The organism is Humibacter ginsenosidimutans, assembly GCF_007859675.1.
In the GTDB taxonomy this organism is placed as follows: domain Bacteria; phylum Actinomycetota; class Actinomycetes; order Actinomycetales; family Microbacteriaceae; genus Humibacter; species Humibacter ginsenosidimutans.
In genome coordinates this window covers 2,065,085-2,083,797 of record NZ_CP042305.1, presented here as the reverse complement: position 1 = coordinate 2,083,797, position 18,713 = coordinate 2,065,085, and the positions used below count along the sequence as shown (strand labels likewise).

Genomic DNA, 18,713 nt, shown 5'->3' with positions numbered 1-18,713 from the left:
TGACGGGTCGGTGCGCCCCGATCTGGAGGCTGAGACATGCCCGAGACGACGAGCGATACCGCGTCTCCGAACCGCGAACGCCAGCAGCTCTCGCGCCGCACGCTTGTGAAGGGCGCCGCGTGGGCCGTGCCCGCCGTCGCCGTCGCGGCCACGGTGCCGCTTGCGGCCGCGTCCGGAACCTGCACTGCGTCGGTGATTGGCAATCCGAGTCCCTTCCCGCCGTGCGACACCATCCCAGCGGGCACCTGGACGGTGCACGTGGACCGAAACACCAGCAAGGTGTCGTGGGTGACGATCACTCTGCCTGCAGGGTTCAGTTTCGCCGGTGGTGCGAGTTCGGCCTCGGTCCAGACGGACAGCAGCGGGAACGCGGACGTTCCTGAGATCACGGTCGTCAGCGTGGCTGCAGGCAGCTACTCCGCGACGGTCACGACAGACTGCGCCTCCACCGGAGCGCTGCTGGTGATCCCCGTCGGTGTGAGAAGCTCCAAGGTCGACGAGGTCTGGGGCTCGTACGAATACGGTGACGCGAGCGACAGGAACATCGTCCAGCGCAGCACCGATGCGGCCGCGACCACGGGCGGCATTTCCGGCAACAATTGGGGCACCACCTACGCAGCCGTCGTCTCTGCCTCTGGCACGGTCCTCTACTGGTCCGCCCATGCGGAGAACCCGACGACCGTCCCGGCCAGCCCCGACTTCGCCAACGGCTCCACGGTGAGCCCGACGGAGCTTTCCACCGTGACTCGGGCGACGCTCGTCAGCACCTACAGCACCAACACCACCAGCGGCGGTGCGTCGAGTGCCGCCGTGGGTGGCGTCGCGGCCAGCGAGTCGGCGATTTGGCAGTGGTATGCCAGCACTCCGACGGCGACCCCCACCGTGCTCAGTGTCACACTCCCTGCGGGGACCACTGTGTCTGATGTGCAGGCGCACGCGGGGTACTGCTACGCATTGACGAGCGGTGGTGTCTACTATTGGCCGACCGCCACGTCTGGCTCGGCCGCGATCACGCCGACGCTCATTGTCCTGCCGAGCGGCGTCACCGGTCCCGTGACCCAGATGTCGAGCTACTATGACGCACTGCCGAGCAGCGGACCCCAGACGTCGTACTACACCGGCGTGGTGGCGGTCGTCGGAGACTCTGGCAATCTGGTGGTCGCCGCTCCCGGCAAGTCGCAACCGCCGGGCACGTTCGCCACGGTGAGGACCGGAGGCACCGGATCGTCGGCGGTCTCGGGAGTCAAGTACGTGGGCGCCGGTAGCGGTGGGCTCGCTGCGCTCACCACGAACGGCGACCTGTACACATACAACCCGTACAGTGCCGGTGGCGTCAGCAGCAGGTCGTGGACCCGGCGGGCCCAGAACGTCTCGAGTGTGTCCGTGTGGGGCTACAGCCAGTACTTCGGCGGTGCGTACGTGGTGAACGGGACTGTCACCGAGATGTTCGGGCTGAACGGCTACACCTCCCAGTCAGTGGCAGGCATGAACGGCAAGACGATAACGAAGACATTCTCGTCCGACGGCTCCTACATCGCCCTTGCGAGCGATGGGACGGTCTGGGTCTGGTTCGGCAATCTCGACAACGTGCCCAGCCCGTCTGCACTGTCCATCCCGCTCACCACGAAGGCGGCCGATCTCGGTGTGTGGGGTTACCACAACAGCAACTACTTCGGCGGTGCGTACGTCATCGAGCTCCCGTCGAGCTGTTAGTCCGTGTCGTCGGCCGCGTGTCACTCGCCGCGATGGCACGCGGCCACCAGCTGCTGGTGGGGATCATGTCAGAGCCGGCCTTACGGCCGGCACCACGATGACCCAGGTCACGGCTCCGTCTCCGGCGAGGAGTCGCGCCGCCGTCATCGTCAGACATCCGGATGCCGTCGGCGATGTCCGGGAGAGGCGAGGCGCGGCATGAGCTCGCACCCCGGTTAGCATCGGCTCTGTGTTGGTAGAACTCTCGACCGTGCTTCCCCTCACCCTGGCGGTCGTTCTCGTCACCAGCGCACTGGGCAAGCTTCGTGCGCCCGACGGCCTTGAGGGTTGGGCCGAGCTCGGCGTGCCCAAGATGTTCCGTCGCCAGTGGCTGCTCCGGCTGCATCCGTGGGGAGAACTGGTGCTGGGGGTCTGCGTCGCGGTGTTCGGCGGGGTGCCCGGGGTGGTCCTCTCGCTCGTGGCCGTCGCGCTGATGGCTGCCTACACGTGGCTCGTCCTGCGGGCCGTGCGGCAGGAGGCCGACGCATCGTGCTCATGCTTCGGTGCGCGCAAGCGCGTGACCTGGGTCACGGTGTTCCGCAACATCTGGCTGCTGCTCGTGGCGGTCGGCTCGGCGACAGTGACGGGAGCATCCACCACGCTCGGCGGTGCGCTGACCGGGCTCACGAGGTCCGCCGGCCTGACCGCTGCGCTCGTCGCATTGATTGCGGCGGTCACCGCGGCGCTGATCCTGTGGCCGGAGGGCGGGGAGCCCTCGGCCTCGCGCGACGCCGTCCCGCATCCGGATGCCCGGCTCGGAGACGCCGGAGAAGCGGGGGAGGAACTGGATTACCTTCGCACCCGAACGCCGGCCGTGCCGGTGACCGCTGCCGACGGCACCGTGCACAATCTGCGCACCCTGACCCGGCAGAGGCCCGTCCTGTTGCTGGCGGTCTCGCCCACCTGTTCGGCCTGCCTGCCCGTGATCGAGAGAATCGGCGACTGGCGGGCGTTGCTCCCCGAGGTGGACATCCGTTTCCTGCTCCGCTCGACGCCCGAGGAGAGCGAGCTCATCGAGCACGACGAGCCGCAGTCGTTGCATGACAGTAACGGCTATGTGAGCGGCTCGATCCAAGACTGGTCGACGCCCGCCGCGGTGTTGCTCGGCGTCGACGGTCTGCTCGCGGGAGGTCCCATCATCGGCAGCGGAGGTATTGAGCACTTCATCGCCGAGATAGACGAGAGCCTTCACGGTGAAGGATGAGCTCTCAGCCGAGTCGGAAGAGTGGGTCGAACTGTCGCCGGGGCGGAGGACGGCTCAGGCAGATCGGTCGAAGATCGGCTCTCGACAAGCCGTCGGACGAGCATGATCCACGTGACAGAGGCGTGGATTGAGAATTCTTCAAGTCGGATGCTAACCTGAGAAACGCTCCGCAACCCGAATGTGCGGGGTGAGACTCCGATGTCCCCGACAAGCCGGATCTCATCAGCTTGGGCGTCAACACCCCTACCCGAACGGCGCTGTGCCCGCGTACCCGAACGGCACCGTGCCCGTGGTGTCTTGTAGCGCCCTCCTGACTCAGGAGACAGCATGCCCGAAAATCAGCCGGGTGACCGTTTCCGGGCCCCAAAGCCTGGAAGTCACCTTTCCCGACGTTCTCTGGTGAAGGGCGCAGCCTGGGCCGTGCCCGCGGTAGCGGTGGCAGTCGCAGTGCCGATCGCCGCGGCTTCAGGCCCCGACATCCCGAGGGTGTTCTCGAGCTGGGGCAACACGGACGGCACCGTCACGTGCGGAAGGTGCTCGGGAAGCAGCGGCACCTACAGCTGGACCATCGACAACACGTCGTCTTCGGGCTTGTCGTACCACGGAGTTCTCTTCCCCAACGCGTCAGTCGGCCAGGTCTACAGCAACATCATCAACATCTACTGGCTGCCGTTCAACAGCGGAACAGTGTCGAACCAGTCGGGCACCGGTACGGGCAAGTGGTCCGCTCCTGTTTGCGACGCTGCGACCTATGGCACCATCATCGGGCCCGGTTCTCACACGTACTATCCCTGGGTGACGAAGCTCACGGGGCCGGTGACGGTCGGAGCGGGAGACGTCGACTCGAACGGCGTCTTCCACCTCACCCCCGACTACAAGTTCACGATCAAATCCAATTCGTGTGTCACCGGCGGTGATCTGTGGGTGTCGCACGCGTACACGTACTCGCTGAACAGCACCCAGATGTCGAATTGCAGCGGGTCCTACAACGGCAACTATTGCGGGGGCAGCGCCAACTACCCCACCACCAGCAACAATGACATGCACTGGCGGAACAACGGATGGGTGGGCCCGCTCGACGACGGCTGCTCGAACAACCGACTGTTCGGAGTGCAGCAGCAGAACGTTGTCAGCCCCGAGTCGGTTGCCCCTTCCGATGGCACGGCGACAACTGAATCCACCACGAACGCCGGCCCCTGGTACGTCTGAGACAGGGCTCGACCGCATCACCCGATTCGATCAAACCAAGAGTGGACTTCTCCCGACCTCATCAAGCGAGCGAGTTCCCTGGCGGGCGGGCGGCATCGCCCACCCGCCAGGGAGGACACCGTCGTCTTCTCCCTGCAGGCGGATTGCCTTTGACGGGCCGGTTAGACTGTCCGCACGGCCGATGGTGCATGACCGACGCCCGTGTTCGTGTCGGCATTCACACGCGGGTGAACCGCATTCTCTGGGGGTGATCGCGTCGTGACCGTGCTCGACTTCGTCACGCTCACGCGCCGCGGCTGGAAGACGCTTCTGCTCGCCGTGGTGTTCGGGCTGCTCGTGGCCGGCGCATACGTGCTGCTTGCGCCGAAGACCTACCAGGCCAGTTCCAACGGGTTCATCAGCGGCTCCGGATCGAGCGTGGTCGCCGGCACAGATCAAGCCACCGAGCAGGCCGGATCGTATCTGCCGCTGATCTCGAGTGCGCCCGTTTACGACCGCATCGCGAAGACAGAGGGTATCGACCCGGGCGCCATCAGGGGGCACCTCGACGCAAGCCTCGTAGCCGGTACCACGATGATCCAGGTCACGGCGACGGCCAGCTCCCCCAGGGGGCTGCGCGGCTGGCCAACGGAGCGCTCTCGGCGCTCGCCGACGTGATCACCGAGATCCAGAAGGCGGGGGGCGCATCGGACACCCCGCACCTCAAAGTCATACCGCTCGATAACGCGACCGCACCCTCCACGCCCGTCTCGCCGAAGCCCAAGCTCGTCCTTCCGATCGGTGCGCTCGCCGGGCTCGTCCTCGGCTATATCGTGATCCTTCTGCGGCGCGCACTCGACGTTCGCGTGCGCGCAGGCACCGACATGATCGAACTGCTCGGCACTGGCGTGCTCGGCCGCGTGCCACGGTTCAAGGGCAAGGGCGGTGTGCGGGGCGGCGAACTCGATCGGCTCTCTGCCGAGTCGTTCCGGCAGGTGCGCACCGGACTGCGCTTCTCGAGCGTCGATGGCGAAGTGCGCTGCGTGGTGGTGACGAGTCCCAACCAGAGCGAGGGCAAGTCGACCGTGGCCGCACGGCTCGCCGCCGTCATCGCCGAGTCCGGCCAGCCGACGCTGATCATCGACGCCGACCTTCGGCGACCGTCCGTTGCGCGTCAGTTCGACATGGACGGCACCATCGGGCTGAGCGAGGTGCTCAGCGGCCAGGTCCCGGTGCAGGAGGCCGTCCGCACCGTTGGTCGGGAGAACCTCATGGTGCTGCCGGCAGGCGGAACGCCGCCGAATCCCTCCGAGATGCTCGGTGCGCACGCCTTCGAAGCGCTGCTGCGCGAGCTCCGCGAGCGGTTCTTCGTCGTGGTGGATGCTCCGCCCGTGCTCCCGGTGACGGATGCCCTGCTGGTCGGCGCTGTCGCCGACGGCACGCTCTTCGTCGTGGCGGTCGGGCAGACCCGCAAGGCCGAGGTGACCGCGGCGCGCCGACTGCTCGAACAGGCGAAGTCCCGGCTGCTCGGCGTGGTGCTGAACAAGGTGCCCGTGAACGACCGTGATGGCGGATACAGCTACTACCACAACAACCGCAGCTACTACACGCGTCCCGAGAGCGGCAAGCGTCGTAGGGACGCGGCGAAAAAGGTCACGCCGGTTCCTGCACCGCATGAAGTCGCTTCCCCCGCCACCGCCGCTCAAGCGCGCGCGACGGCGGCCGCCGGCCGGTCCGGGATGCCGCAGGCTCGGCTCGTCGAGCCGCAGATGCCCGCGCCCGTCGCACCGGCTCCCGCAGCGCCGACTCCCGTGACGTCGCCCAGCGCCGGACCTGTGGAACCGAAGCCCGTCGACTCGCAGCAGGAATCACCGTGGCCCTTCACGGAGCTCGACCTGCCCGATCCGTCGTTGTCCGACCAAGCGTCCGATCCATCGCAGCTCACCTCGCGTCGAAGCGGACGCCGTGCCTCCGGTCTTCCTCGAGGCGATCAGTGACGCGACGGCTGCTTCTGCTCTGTCATGCGAACATCGCTCGGTCCGCCGCAGCCGAGCTCATCGCGCGACGCCTGATCGGAACCGGGCACGCAGCCCACGTCGAGCCGGAGTGGGACGTGTCCAGTGCGGGAGTCCGGGCCCTCGTCGGACATCCGATCGACTCCGAGATCGGCGACGCGCTGCGCAGACGCAGCATCTCCGTGCGCGGGCACGTGGCGCGCCAGGCGACGCCGGCCGATCTCCGTGGCGCGCAGCTGATCCTCGCATTCGAGTCTGCCCATCGTTCGTGGGTGCTGGAGCAGGAGCCCGCTGTGCGGAACCGCACGTTCACGGTGCTCCGAGCGGCCAGAGTTCTGAGGCGGGCCGCGCGACGCCGAGAGACCCCCGATCAGGCGATCCAGGCGCTGGTGGCTGACGCGCGGGCCTACACCGAGGCGGACGACTTCGCGGATCCTTATGGGTTGGGAGTCGAGGCGGCGGAGACGGCCGTGGAACGGATCGACGAGCTGTTGCGGATCATCCTTCCCATGATCGGCTCGGTCTCGGCCGACGCGATGCCGCCCAAGGCTCGGCCGCTGCCCACCCGCCGATCGCAGCGGCACTCCGCCGAACATGTTCTTGTCGGAAGTGCCGGGAGCGGGGAGCGATGACGGACCATGAGACGGCGATCGATGCCGTCTCGATCGTCATACCCCACTACGGCGACCCTGCATCGGCCCAATCGTTGGTGATGCAGCTGCGGGCGCAGGTCGATGCCCCGATCATGCAGGTCATCGTCGTCGACGACGCGTCGCCGCAGCCCTTCCCCGAGCTCGAGGGCGTGCAGCTGGTGCGCCGCGACCGCAACGGGGGCTTCGGGGCCGCCGTCAACACCGGCATGCTCGCCGCCGTGCACGATGCCGTGCTCGTGCTCAACAGCGACCTGGATCTGCCCGACGATTTCGTCGGGGACCTCTGCCGTGCCGCCGCCCCATGGATGCCGGCTGTGTGCGGATGCCACCTCACGGGCCCGGACGGCCACGATCAATGGGCGGGGCGCACATTCCCGCGTACCCGGCACTACGTGATCGAGTGGCTGACGGTGCTTGCACGGTTCCGGCCCAGGCTTCATGAGGCGATCGGCCACGACACGCGTGCCGTGGTCCGTGCGACGGTGCCGGTCGACTGGGTCGTCGGCGCGGTGCTGCTGATGCCCACTGAACTGGTACGGAGCGTCGGCGGTTTCGACGAGGGGTTCCACATGAACTGCGAGGAGGTCGATCTGCAGCGGCGATTGCGGGCACGCGGCATCCCGTCGATCTTCCTCGGCAGCGTGACGGCAGTGCACGCTGGCGGTGGTTCCTCCGACGACGGACGGCGCCGGGCCTGGGTGACGCACGCGCGACTGCGCTACGCCCGCAAGTGGCACGAGGGGCCGGGCCGTCTGCGGGCTGCGCTGACGGCCGCGAGCGTCGTGAACCTGGCATCTAATGGTCTGCGCCGGCTCGCCGGACGTCGTGTGGAGCCCGTGACGGTGTTCCGGCAGGAACTCGCCTGCCTGCGACCGGCGCGCACCGACCAGGCATCGCGGGGTCGCGCGTGAAGGTGCTGGTCGTGAGCCCGGTGTTCCACGGGTACTGGCAAGCGATCGCGGCGGGCCTCGCTGTGCACGGACACGAGGTGTCGACGCACTGCTACGACGCGGGCGACCGGCGCGCGCGCCTGCGCAACGCGGTCGCGCAGCGCGTGTCCGCCACGCGCGCCCGGCACGAGTCTGCCGCCACCGACGAAGCGATCGCCGCGCTTCGTCGGATGCTGCCCGATGCCGTACTCGTCGTCAAGGGCGATGCACTCGGCTCTTCCTGGTGGGATGCCGTGGCTCGATCCGGTGCGCGCACGGCCGTCTGGCTCTACGACGAGTTGAGCCGCATGCGCTATTCGGTCGAGACCCTTCGATCTGTCGAGCGGGTGCACAGCTACAGCCCGCACGATGTCGAGACGCTTCGGACAGCGGGCGTCGCGGCGGCGAATCTCCCCGACGGATACGACTCGTTCACCCCGTTCCAGGCGCGGCGGAGCGAGGCGGTCACCTTCGTCGGTGCGCGCTATCCGGGCCGCGTGCACAGCCTGCGTGTGCTGGCCGCTCGGGACATCCCGGTGGTCGCATACGGCCGAGAGTGGTCGCGGCACCCATGGGACGTGGCGCGCACGGGCCTGTGGCGTTCCAGCGGCGTTCCCGGCCGTCGAGATCTGCCACGTGCCGACTACTACGGTGTGATGGCGGGCAGCCTCGCCACGCTCAACGTGCACGGCGACGGTCACGACGGCTTCTCGATGCGCACCTTCGAGGCGTCTGGAGTGGGCGGACTGCAGCTCATCGACCGGCCCGACGTGGCCCGGCACTACGACGTCGGCTCCGAGTGTCTCGTGTTCACCAGCGACGACGAACTGGTCGACCACGTCGAGCATGCTCGGAGGGAACCCGCATGGGCTGATCGCATCCGTGCCGCCGGTCGCGAACGTACGCTCGCCGAGCACACCCTCGCGCACCGCATGGGGGAGGTGCAGCGGCAGTGGGCCTGATCTTTCCTGACGACCTCATGGCATGGCAGCGCTGGCAGCGCGGTCGGCACGGTCTGCGGGCTGCGCGCGACCTGTTGCGCCGACCGTCTCCGCCGGGGCTCACGCTGCATCTGCCCACGGACGATCCTGTCGTGCTGTTCGCGCTCGAGGCATCCACTCCCACCGCGATCGCCTCGGTGACCGTGCCTCTGAAGCATCTCGGTGGCGTGCCAGCCGCGGTGGTGGCCCCGTTCAATGCCACAGCTCTGCTGCCCGGCACCTGGCGGACGATCCCGCTCGGGGTGGTCCCGGAACTGCCGACGGAGCTCGGCGGCATCCGTGCCGTCGTCGCCAGCGGTCACTTCTTGCCTGCCGGCGCGGTTGCATACGAGTGGTCGCGACGTCTCGGCGCACGCTTCCTCGTCGTGCAGCACGGACTGATGACGCCTTTCGCACCCCCGCTGCCGCATGGCGCACATCTGCTTGCGTTCAGTGAGCGCGATGGCGATTTCTGGCGTTCCGGCCGTACAGACGTGACCGCCGACGCGATCGGCAGCCAGCTGCTGTGGGAAGCGGCGCGGCACGTCGCCCGCACCGCCCCCGTGGATGCCCCTCCGGCCGCAGCAGCGACCCCGGTGTTCCTGGGCCAACTGCACGGAGCCGAGCTGCCACGTCGCATCAGCGGGGGCACGGCTGTTGCATTCTGCCGTCGTTTCGGTGCGGAGTACCGGCCGCATCCCGCCGAGGTCGATCGGATCTCGCGGCTGCAGCATGCGCTGTGGCGGCGTCGGGGCATCCGTTTCGCGCCCGCGGGCGGCATGCTCGACCGGCCCCGGCCCGTCGTCTCCATCTTCTCCACCGGTGTGCTGGAGGCGGCGGCGGGCGGTGTGCCATCGTGGGTGACCTGCCTGCGCCCACCGGCCTGGGTGCAGGAGTTCTGGGAGCGCTACGAGCTGGCTGTCTGGGGCGGCGAGCCGACCCCGGCTCCCCCTGCGGCCCGAGATCGAGCCTGCCCGTGCGGTCGCCGAGCGGGCGCTCGCCGTCGTGAGCGGAGAGGTATGAACGTGCTCTGTGTCATCCCCGTGCGCGGTGGATCCAAGGGCGTGCCAGGCAAGAACGCGCGCGTGGTGGCCGGAAAGCCTCTCGTGGTCTGGACGATCGAGCGGGCGCTCGCCGTACCCGGTCTCGACGTGCTGGTCTCCACCGACGACCCGACACTCGCCGAGATCGCTCGCGAGGCCGGGGCCGACGTGCCGTTCCTTCGCCCCGCCGAGCTGGCGCAGGACACCACGCCGACAGAACCCGTGGTGAGGCACGCCATCGACTTCCGCACGGCTGAAGGCCGCCGGCCCGACGCCGTCATGCTGCTGCAGGCCACCTCGCCGGTGCGCTTGCCCGGCACCCTGGAGCGCGCGGTCGCGCAGTTCGCCGCCGGCGGCGTGGATGCCTTGGTCGGCGTGGTGCCGCAGACCCCGTTCTTCTGGCGGCTCGGCGGCGAACCCGACGGCGGCGCGCGCGCCGCCTACGACGTGGCCGCCCGGCCTCGGCGGCAAGAGCTGGGCGCCGCTGATTACCACTATTTCGAGAACGGCTCGCTCTACATCACCCGCACTGAGATCTACGAGCAGCAGAACAACCGCATCGGGGGACGCGTGGGACTTTTCGTGCTGGATGAGCGCGAGGGCGTCGACATCGACACACTGGTCGACCTGCGGGTGGCGGAGCAGGTGCTCGCCGAGCTGAATGAGGGAGTGGAGCAGTGATCATCGAGCGGGAGCTCACTCCGTTCGTCGTGTTCGCGGAGGATCCGGTCCTCACGGCGCTGGCGAAGATCAACGCCAACAAGCAGCGCATCGTGTTCTGCGTGGATGCCCACGGCGTGCTGACCGGGTCGATCAGCGACGGCGATTTCCGGCGCTGGATCATCGAGCATCCCACGGCATCGATGGATGTCTCCGCAGGCGGAGTCGCGAACACTGCGGTGCGCACCATGCCCGCGACGGCCGCACCTGCGGAGGTGCGTGGCGCCTTTACGACGGGCGGCATCAGCCATGTTCCTCTGGTGGACGATCGCGGTCACCTGGTTGCCATCGCCATCGACCGTGCCGATGTGCTGCGCATTGGCCGGCACGAGATCGGCGAAGAGAATCCGGCATTCGTCATCGCGGAGATCGGCAACAACCACAACGGCTCGGTCGATCTCGCCAAGCACCTCGTCGATCTTGCTGTGGCGGCAGGCGCCGACGCGGTGAAGTTCCAGCTGCGCGACCTGAATGCGCTGTACCGGCAGCCGGGCGCCGCCACCGGGGGAGAAGACCTCGGCGTGCAGTACACGCTCGACCTGTTGCGTAGATTCTCCCTGCCCGCCGACTCGCTTTTCGAGGTGTTCGACCACGCCCGCGACGCGGGCATCGACGTCATGTGCACCCCGTGGGATGCCCCCAGCGTGCAGGCACTCGCCGAGTACGGCGTGTCGGGGCTCAAGATCGCCTCGGCCGACCTCACCAATCACGAGCTCATCGCGAACGCCGCGGGTCGCGGCCTGCCGCTCGTGCTCAGCACCGGTATGTCACGCGAAAGCGAGATCATCGAAACGGTCGCGCTGCTCCATGATCAGGGGGCCGCGTTCGCGCTGTTGCACTGCCAGTCGACCTATCCGGCGCCCTACAAAGACCTGAACCTCGCCTACCTCGATCGGCTCGCCGAGATCGGCCAGTGCGTCGTGGGCTACTCGGGTCATGAGCGTGGGTGGCACGTTCCCGTCGTCGCCGTCGCTCGCGGCGCGCGCATCGTCGAGAAGCACTTCACCGTCGACCGCACCATGGAGGGCAACGATCACACGGTATCGCTGCTGCCCGACGAGTTCGGCGTCATGGTGGAGCAGATTCGCGACATCGAGCTCGCCATGGGCACGCGTGCCGAGCGCGCGGTGTCGACCGGCGAGATGATGAACCGGGTGACCTTGGCGAAGTCTCTCGTCGCCGCACGCCCGATCGCGGTCGGTGCGATGGTCACGCGCGACGACGTGGCGGTGAAGAGTCCCGGTCGTGGTCTGCAACCCAACGTGCTGCCGCGCCTGCTCGGCCGCACCATGCGTCGCAGCCTCGCCGAAGGCGACTTCTTCTTCGACGGCGATCTGCACGACGAGACCCCCACCGGACGGCCATTCTCGTTCCGTCGGTCGTGGGGCCTGCCGGTGCGCTATCACGACCATGCAGCGCTCGCCGCGCAGTCCAATCCCGACTTTCTCGAGTTCCACTTCTCGTACAAAGACCTCGACGTCGAGATGGACGAGTTCTTCTCCGCTCCGCTCGACCTTGCGTTCACCACGCACCTGCCCGATCTCTTCGCCGGTGATTTTCTGGTCGACCTCGCGTCGATGGACGATGAGGTTTGGGAGCGCTCGATCCATGAGGTGCAGCGCACCGTCGACGTGACCCGCCGGCTGCGCCGCTGGTTCATCAGCGGAGACGATCCGGTGATGGTCGTCACCATGGGCGGCTTCACGAAGGACCGGCACATCGCCGCTGTCGAGCGCACTGCGAAGTACGCGCGCATCGCGGATGCCCTCGCCCGTCTCGACACCGACGGAGTGCGGCTCGCCGCACAGACCCTGCCGCCGTATCCGTGGCTGATGGGCGGCCAGCAGTTCCACAATCTGTTCGTCGACCCGCGCGACACGGCCCAGTTCGCGGCCGAGACGGGCACTGCTCTGTGTTTCGACGCATCCCACACCAAGCTCGCCACGAACTTCCTGGGCATCCCCTTCTCCGAGGCGACCGAACTGCTGCTGCCGCACACCATCCATCTGCACCTCGTGGATGCCACGGGCGTCGATGGCGAGGGAGTGCAGGTGGGCGAGGGTGACATCGACTGGCCCGACTTCGCATCTGCGCTCGACCGCCTTGCGCCGGGCGTCTCGTTCATCCCGGAGATCTGGCAGGGTCACATCAACGGCGGCGAGGGATTCTGGACCGCGCTCGACCGGCTGGAGCGGTGGCTGTGAACGACAAGCTGTTCGTCGCGGCATCGGTCATCGTGCCGTCGTACCGCGGAGAACGGCGCCTTCCTGAGCTTCTGGAGCGTTTGGCACGTCAGGACTTCGAAGGCACATGGGAAGTGGTCGTCGCGTTGGACGGCGAGTCCGACGGCTCGCGCGACATCCTCGACGAATATCGGGATCGACTGCCGCTGCGCGTTGTTGCATCGACGGAGAGGCGCGGGGTCTGTGCGACGCTCAATGATGCCTATGAGGCCGCCGCCGGTGCCGTGCTGATCCGATGCGATGACGACCTCAGCCCGGCACCGAACATGGTGCGTCGCCACGTGGAGCACCACGCGACGACGGAAGCTCCCGTGGGAGTCATCGGTGCGACCAGGGATGTCTTCGCCGACACGCCCTACGCGCGCGCGTACGGCATCCCGGCCAATCGACGTCACCTCGCCGGCGTGTACCGCCGGCGTGACGACATGATCTGGATGCACTGGGCCGCTCATAACTCGGTGACGCGAGAAACGTGGGACCGCGCGGGTGGGTTCGATACCCGCTTCTCCTATGGGGAAGACAGCGAGCTCGGGTTCCGCATTCATGAGTCCGGGGTGCGCATCATCATCGATCCCGAGTTGGAGATCGAGCACCGAGGGCCGGCGCCGGACGCCGAGCATCGTATACCTCGCGCGTTCCTCTCGGGGGCCAGCCGCAAGGCGTTCGCGAAAGCGCATCCGGGCGTCCGTCACGAGGATGCCGTCTGGGGCTCCCTTCGAGCCTGGCTCTGGGCTGCGGGCGTCAACGCATTCACATTCGCGCTCCGGTCGGCTGCCGGGTGCCGCCGGTACGGGCGTGCCGTCGACGGACTCCCCTGCCGGAACACCGATCTCGCTGCGCGGTCGCCTCATCGCGCTGGGTGTCGAGGCTGCAGGCAAGGCCGGATATCGTGCCGGACCGGCATATCTGTCCAGCTACGCCTGGCAGGAGAGCCGCGACACGGTCGAACGGCAGGTGGGCGAGGGCGACGAGCGGTTCAATGAGCGTGATCAGGGTTCCTCAGCGGCGGGCCCGCCCATCGCGCTCTGGCTCGTTCCCGTGCCCGATCTCGGTGGCGTGGCCCGGCACGTCCTCGATGTCACGCGCACCGGTATCCCGGGATGGCGCGTCGTCGTGCTGTGTCCCGAGGGGGCGCTGGCCGAACGGCTGCGGAGCCAGGGGAGTGCCGTCGTCGCCGGGCGGTTCGGTCCGGGCGCGGGCGTCCGGGCATCCCGCCGCTCCCTCGCCCTCACGGCACGCGCGCTCAGACCCGATATCGTGCACTCGCATCTTGCCTACGCGGATATCATCAACGCCTGGACCCGGCTGCCGCGTGGCGCCCGGCGCTTCACCACCGAGCACGGCATCGCGGGCGACGACGCGGTTTACCACGACTCAACGACGCAGGCTCGCCTCATGGCCCTCGTACACCGGGCGCGGTTCCCTCGGTTCGACGGCGTGATCGCCGTGGCGAACGCCACACGCAAGGCGATGATCGCGAAGTGGCATGTCAGACAGTCCATCGAGGTCATCCCGAACGGCGTCGACCTCCCACCGGGCGTCGAGCCGCGCATGGGACGACCGGACACCCTGCGGATCCTCTCGCTGTCGCGGTTGTCCCCAGAGAAGCGCATCGACAAGCTCATCGACGCGTTCGCCCTGGTGAAGATGGAGCGGCCGGATGCCACGCTCACGATCGCCGGGGAAGGACCGCTGCGGGACGAACTGGTCGCGCAGGCGGCCCGACTCGATCTGGCGGATTCAGTATCGTTCCCGGGCTTCGTGGATGCGGATGTTGCCATGGCGGAGGCCGACCTGCTCGTGCAGCTCTCGGTGTGGGAGAACTGCTCGTACACTCTTCTGGACGCACGGGCCAATGGGATAGCGGTCGTCGCCGCGGATGTCGGTGGGAATGGGGAAATCCTCGATGAGGCGTCACTCGTGCAAGAAGTGAGTGCGTCTGTGATCGTACGACGGGTGCTGTCAGTGGCTCCGCGCCCCGAGTCCTGTAAGGGGACCACCGTGAGACAGATGTGTACGGCACTTTCGTCGATCTACGGCAAGGGTGCCGCGTCCAGACAGATGGCGGATGCACCAGGAGACCACTGAATGGCAACAGAGAACGCGGACTCACGGTCCGTACACGGCATGAAAGTCCTCCTGCAACTCGCTAGGGTGCATCCCGCACGCTGGGTCGTGACGACGGCTGTGCTCTCGCTTTTGCTGGCGCTGCTCGACATGATCGGCGTTGCAGCAATGGTTCCACTCATGCAGCTTTTCTCGACGACGGAGAGTCAATCGTCGGTCGTCAAGGTGGTTGTCGACATTCTGGGCACCAACGATCCCGCTGTGTTGATCCCGGCCTTTGCGCTGTGCGTGGCGCTCCTCTTCATCGTGAGCAGTGCGCTCATGATCCTCTTCCGGTGGTGGCTCTTGGGACGGACCACACGAATCGGAGCCGACGCGGCGACGGAGCTTCTCAGGCGCTATGCGCTGGCCCCGTACGCCGACCATCGCTCGAGGAATCTGCCCGATGTGTATCGGAACATCAATGACATGACGACCATAGCGAGCAACACGTTGCTGAACGCCGTGACCGTCGTCTCGGATGCGATGACCCTCGTCGGGATCTGTGTCGTGCTCATGATCGCGTCGCCGCTGGTCACGCTTTTCGCCATCGCGCTTTTCGCCGGTGCCATGGTGGCCTTCCAGCGGTCTCTTCGACGAAGACAGCTGCGTGTGGGCGAAGAGCTGGCTGCAGCGAGCCTTGATGCGTGGGCGCACATCATGCCAGTGCTCGATGGTTTCCGTGAGGCCCGGCTTTCGTCGAGCGCTGAACGCTTCGTGCGTGGCTTCGGGGAGGCGCGCATCCGCACGGCGCGTGCGAATCAGGCGTATTCATTGCTGTCGGAACTGCCGAAGTATCTACTGCAGATCATCTTCATCCTTGCGGTCGCGGGAATGGCCGCCATCCTCTTCGTCACAGGTTCGGCGTCCGATGCGCTTACGGTGCTGGCGATCTTTGCCGCCGCCGCGCTCCGAGGGCTGCCCACAATGACCAGGGTGTCGGCCAATATCGGGTCCGTGCGTTCTGGGACCGTGAGCCTGGGCCTCCTCACGGAGGCTGCGGACACGTTGAATCGGAGCGTGGCTCATTGCGAGGCGCCGCGGTCCGCCGAACCCTACCGCGGAGACATCGTCCTGCGTTCGGTCGGCTTTCACTACCCGGATGACCCGGCCCCGGTGCTTCGAGATCTCGACATGAAGATCTCCGAGCACACCACGACCGCGATCGTGGGTGCAAGCGGCGCGGGAAAGTCGACGGTTATAGACCTCATCCTGGGCCTTCAGCAGCCGACATCGGGAGAGATCACCTGCGGAGGGGTGTCGATCAACGATGATGTGGCTCGATGGTACGAGGGCCTGGGCGTGGTGCCGCAAGACGTCTTCCTTCTGAACGACACTCTCGAAGCGAACATCACTTACGGGAGGCCCCTCGACGACGCTGATCGTGCCCTGCTGCACGAGGTCGTGCGGATGGCGCAACTCGACTCGTATGTAAGGAGCCTGGCCAATGGATTGAAGACGATCGTCGGTGAGCGCGGTACGCGTCTGTCCGGCGGGCAGCGTCAGCGGGTCGGTCTCGCGCGGGCCTTGTTCAGAAGACCACGCGTTCTCGTGCTAGATGAGGCGACGTCAGCACTCGACAACGAAACCGAGCATCAGATTACTCAGACGCTCCGAGCACTGCACGGGCAGATCACTGTCATCATCGTCGCCCACAGGCTTTCTACGGTGCGAGACGCGGACAAGCTCGTGTTCTTGAGTGATGGCACGGTGGAGGGCGAGGGCTCGTTCACAGAGGTTCGTGCGTCCACGCCGTCGTTTGCACGTCTGGTGGAACTAGGAGAACTCGCATGAGCGGTGGGTCGGGCTCCGTCTCGGTCGTCGTTCCATGCTTCGACTCTGGCGATGTCGTCATCGAATCCGTGGAGTCTGCTCTGGCCCAGACCTACGTACCCCTCGACGTCATTGTCGTCGATGACGGCTCGACGGATCTTCGGACGCTGGATGCGCTCGTCCGCGTCGCACAGAAGCCGCGGGTGCGGTTGATCCGCCAAGAGAACAGCGGTCTGTCAGCGGCGCGGAACGCTGCGATCGCCGCCAGCAACGCTGAATACGTTCTACCGCTGGATGCAGACGACCTGATCGACCCCCGGTATGTCGAAGAAGCGGTGTTGGCGTTGTCTGGACAGCCGGATGCGCGTCTGGTGTACAGTCGGGCCGAGTTGTTCGGGACCCGCACGGGTCCGTGGGAATTGCCGGACTTCTCGTGGGAGAGAATCCTTGTCCACAATTTGATCTTTTGTTCGTGCCTCTACCGCAGAGCCGATTGGGTAAGGGTTGGTGGATACGACCCGTTCTTCAAGCGGGGTAGAGAAGATCATGATTTCGTCCTCAAACTTCTTGCACTCGGGGGATATCCAGTGCGTCTTGACGGGGTTTACTTCCACTACCGCCAGTCCGGCCGATCGATGAACGATTCTTTTGCCAAAGATCGAGACTTGCTCGTGGAGACCAGCGCGCGCCTGCTGCGCAACAATCATCGTCTCTATGTCGAGCATGCTGAAGATCTGTTCCGGTTCATCTTCAGCCAACAAGATCAGATCAATGACCTGCGACATCGATACCGTTGGCTCGAGAACCTTCGCACTCGATTCCCGAGGGTGGTAAAGATGATTCGGGCGCCGTTCGCCTTCTGGGGACGTCGCCGATCGACGGGAAGAACAGGTTCTGCCGAATGACCGCAGAGCCGACCGTCTCCGCTCTCGTGCTTGCTGAAACGCCGGTAGATGGGCGGCTCGCCTACGATGTCGGGCGCCTCGCTGATCACGGATTCACCCTTGACATTCCTCGGAGACATGCCTTGAGGGCTGCACGGAAGATTCGGGATGTCGTTGAGCATCGCTCGGGAATGAAGTGGGAGGAAGCAGTCCGTGGCATCGGTGCCCGCGCCGACATGACTCTGGCCCTGCTCGAACAGTTCGCATTAGCGCCGCTCCAGCTGAAGAAGCTGCGAATTCCTCCTTATCACGCGCATCCTGTCGTCATGCTCTCGTGTTGGCTATCCGAAGAGCTCAGGCGAATGTCGCCCTCCGAGCGACGATCAGTGGCGAGGCGCTTCGCGGGAGTCGACCTGATCTTGTTCTTGAGTGAGAATCAGCGAGAGATATTCGTGGATGCTGGTTTTACAGAAGGCCAGCTCGCGGCCGTTCCGTTCGGTATCGAGTGGAATCGATTCCCCACTCCGCCCTCTTCTCGTGAGCGCGATATCCCGATCTTGTCAGTCGGATTTGATCGCGGGCGTGATTATCGAACGCTCTTTCGTGCGGTTGAGGGCATGCGGACGCGAGTGGATCTGTACTGCAAACCGGTGAACCTCGCGGGCCTTCAGGCACCCTCGAACGTCACAGTGCATGCCCCGGTCCCGTACGAGGAATACGTCTCCTTGCTGAACCGTGCCCAGGTCGTGGCCGTGCCGACCTTCGACCTTGCGTACCCCACTGGGCAGAGTGTTGCTTTGGAGGCGTCAGCTGCCGGCTGTTGTGTGGTCGCCACGCGCTCGCAGGCGCTGAGCGAATACCTGCACGACGGCAGCACCGCTCTACTCAGTGAGCCTGGTCAAGCTGATCAACTACGCTTTCGGCTGGAAGAGGCGGTTCAGAACGAGCAGCTCCGGACGAGGCTCGGAGCTGCCGCGCGTGAGATGGTCGGTGCCCGCTACACCACCCGACACATGTGGTCCGCCGTAGCCACGATCGTCCGCGAACGAGTGTGCTTCAGATGAGACTCGGTGAGCGGTTCGGCGGTCCGGACACTGCGTTCGGCTGACGGCCTCCTGTACCTTGTTGAGGTCTTGGTACGACGGCGATCTGAGCGGATGTCTCATTCGATGTAGATCGCTGCTCTGTCTGCGCACATTGAGCTCATGACAACCTCCTCGATA

General features: G+C 66.3%; 15 protein-coding genes. All 15 read left to right on the top strand.

Annotated features, from left to right (window positions below; all coding sequences use genetic code 11):
• Positions 1-36 precede the first annotated feature (36 nt).
• A complete protein-coding gene (locus FPZ11_RS09660) occupies positions 37-1,713 on the top strand; it encodes a hypothetical protein (RefSeq protein ID WP_146320406.1) in 1,677 nt (558 codons plus the stop codon).
• 229 nt (positions 1,714-1,942) lie between these two features.
• Positions 1,943-2,956, top strand: a complete 1,014-nt coding sequence (locus FPZ11_RS09655) for a MauE/DoxX family redox-associated membrane protein (protein WP_168203783.1) — start codon at positions 1,943-1,945, stop codon at positions 2,954-2,956.
• 399 nt (positions 2,957-3,355) lie between these two features.
• The gene (locus FPZ11_RS09650) at positions 3,356-4,165 is read left to right on the top strand and encodes a hypothetical protein (RefSeq protein WP_146320402.1); all 810 of its coding nucleotides are present in this window, start codon (positions 3,356-3,358) and stop codon (positions 4,163-4,165) included.
• 258 nt (positions 4,166-4,423) lie between these two features.
• Positions 4,424-4,822 carry a YveK family protein gene (locus FPZ11_RS09645; RefSeq protein WP_146320400.1) on the top strand — a complete coding sequence of 133 codons (399 nt, stop codon included), beginning with the start codon at positions 4,424-4,426 and terminating at the stop codon, positions 4,820-4,822.
• Positions 4,819-6,141 carry a tyrosine-protein kinase domain-containing protein gene (locus FPZ11_RS09640; RefSeq protein ID WP_146320398.1) on the top strand — a complete coding sequence of 441 codons (1,323 nt, stop codon included), beginning with the start codon at positions 4,819-4,821 and terminating at the stop codon, positions 6,139-6,141. The genes FPZ11_RS09645 and FPZ11_RS09640 overlap by 4 nt, the downstream gene beginning before the upstream one ends.
• Positions 6,138-6,791 (top strand): arsenate reductase/protein-tyrosine-phosphatase family protein, encoded by a 654-nt coding sequence (locus tag FPZ11_RS09635; RefSeq protein ID WP_168203782.1) that lies wholly within the window; start codon positions 6,138-6,140, stop codon positions 6,789-6,791. The genes FPZ11_RS09640 and FPZ11_RS09635 overlap by 4 nt, the downstream gene beginning before the upstream one ends.
• Positions 6,788-7,723 carry a glycosyltransferase family 2 protein gene (locus tag FPZ11_RS09630; protein ID WP_146320394.1) on the top strand — a complete coding sequence of 312 codons (936 nt, stop codon included), beginning with the start codon at positions 6,788-6,790 and terminating at the stop codon, positions 7,721-7,723. The genes FPZ11_RS09635 and FPZ11_RS09630 overlap by 4 nt, the downstream gene beginning before the upstream one ends.
• A gap of 11 nt (positions 7,724-7,734) precedes the next feature.
• Positions 7,735-8,703, top strand: a complete 969-nt coding sequence (locus tag FPZ11_RS09625; protein ID WP_246846618.1) for a CgeB family protein — start codon at positions 7,735-7,737, stop codon at positions 8,701-8,703.
• Positions 8,694-10,445: a cytidylyltransferase domain-containing protein gene (locus FPZ11_RS20305; RefSeq protein WP_367889438.1), complete on the top strand. Its 1,752-nt coding sequence runs from the start codon at positions 8,694-8,696 to the stop codon at positions 10,443-10,445. The genes FPZ11_RS09625 and FPZ11_RS20305 overlap by 10 nt, the downstream gene beginning before the upstream one ends.
• Positions 10,442-12,688: an N-acetylneuraminate synthase family protein gene (locus FPZ11_RS09615; RefSeq protein WP_146320390.1), complete on the top strand. Its 2,247-nt coding sequence runs from the start codon at positions 10,442-10,444 to the stop codon at positions 12,686-12,688. Before FPZ11_RS20305 ends, FPZ11_RS09615 begins: the two co-directional genes overlap by 4 nt.
• Positions 12,685-13,710: a glycosyltransferase family 2 protein gene (locus FPZ11_RS19795; RefSeq protein ID WP_246846617.1), complete on the top strand. Its 1,026-nt coding sequence runs from the start codon at positions 12,685-12,687 to the stop codon at positions 13,708-13,710. Before FPZ11_RS09615 ends, FPZ11_RS19795 begins: the two co-directional genes overlap by 4 nt.
• Entirely contained in the window at positions 13,682-14,815 is a 1,134-nt protein-coding gene (locus FPZ11_RS09605; RefSeq protein WP_246846673.1) for a glycosyltransferase family 4 protein, read from the top strand. The genes FPZ11_RS19795 and FPZ11_RS09605 overlap by 29 nt, the downstream gene beginning before the upstream one ends.
• Entirely contained in the window at positions 14,816-16,627 is a 1,812-nt protein-coding gene (locus tag FPZ11_RS09600; protein WP_146320386.1) for an ABC transporter ATP-binding protein, read from the top strand.
• Complete coding sequence (locus FPZ11_RS09595; RefSeq protein WP_146320384.1) at positions 16,624-17,511, top strand: glycosyltransferase family A protein; 888 nt, start codon at positions 16,624-16,626, stop codon at positions 17,509-17,511. Before FPZ11_RS09600 ends, FPZ11_RS09595 begins: the two co-directional genes overlap by 4 nt.
• The gene (locus FPZ11_RS09590; protein WP_146320382.1) at positions 17,508-18,554 is read left to right on the top strand and encodes a glycosyltransferase family 4 protein; all 1,047 of its coding nucleotides are present in this window, start codon (positions 17,508-17,510) and stop codon (positions 18,552-18,554) included. Before FPZ11_RS09595 ends, FPZ11_RS09590 begins: the two co-directional genes overlap by 4 nt.
• Positions 18,555-18,713 lie beyond the last annotated feature (159 nt).

Bases quoted from the DNA above. Each gene is read 5' to 3' on its own strand.
- FPZ11_RS09660 (WP_146320406.1), top strand. From the start codon at position 37: ATGCCCGAGACGACGAGCGATACCGCGTCTCCGAACCGCGAACGCCAG.
- FPZ11_RS09630 (WP_146320394.1), top strand. From the start codon at position 6,788: ATGACGGACCATGAGACGGCGATCGATGCCGTCTCGATCGTCATACCC.
- FPZ11_RS09600 (WP_146320386.1), top strand. From the start codon at position 14,816: ATGGCAACAGAGAACGCGGACTCACGGTCCGTACACGGCATGAAAGTC.
- FPZ11_RS09595 (WP_146320384.1), top strand. From the start codon at position 16,624: ATGAGCGGTGGGTCGGGCTCCGTCTCGGTCGTCGTTCCATGCTTCGAC.
- FPZ11_RS09590 (WP_146320382.1), top strand. From the start codon at position 17,508: ATGACCGCAGAGCCGACCGTCTCCGCTCTCGTGCTTGCTGAAACGCCG.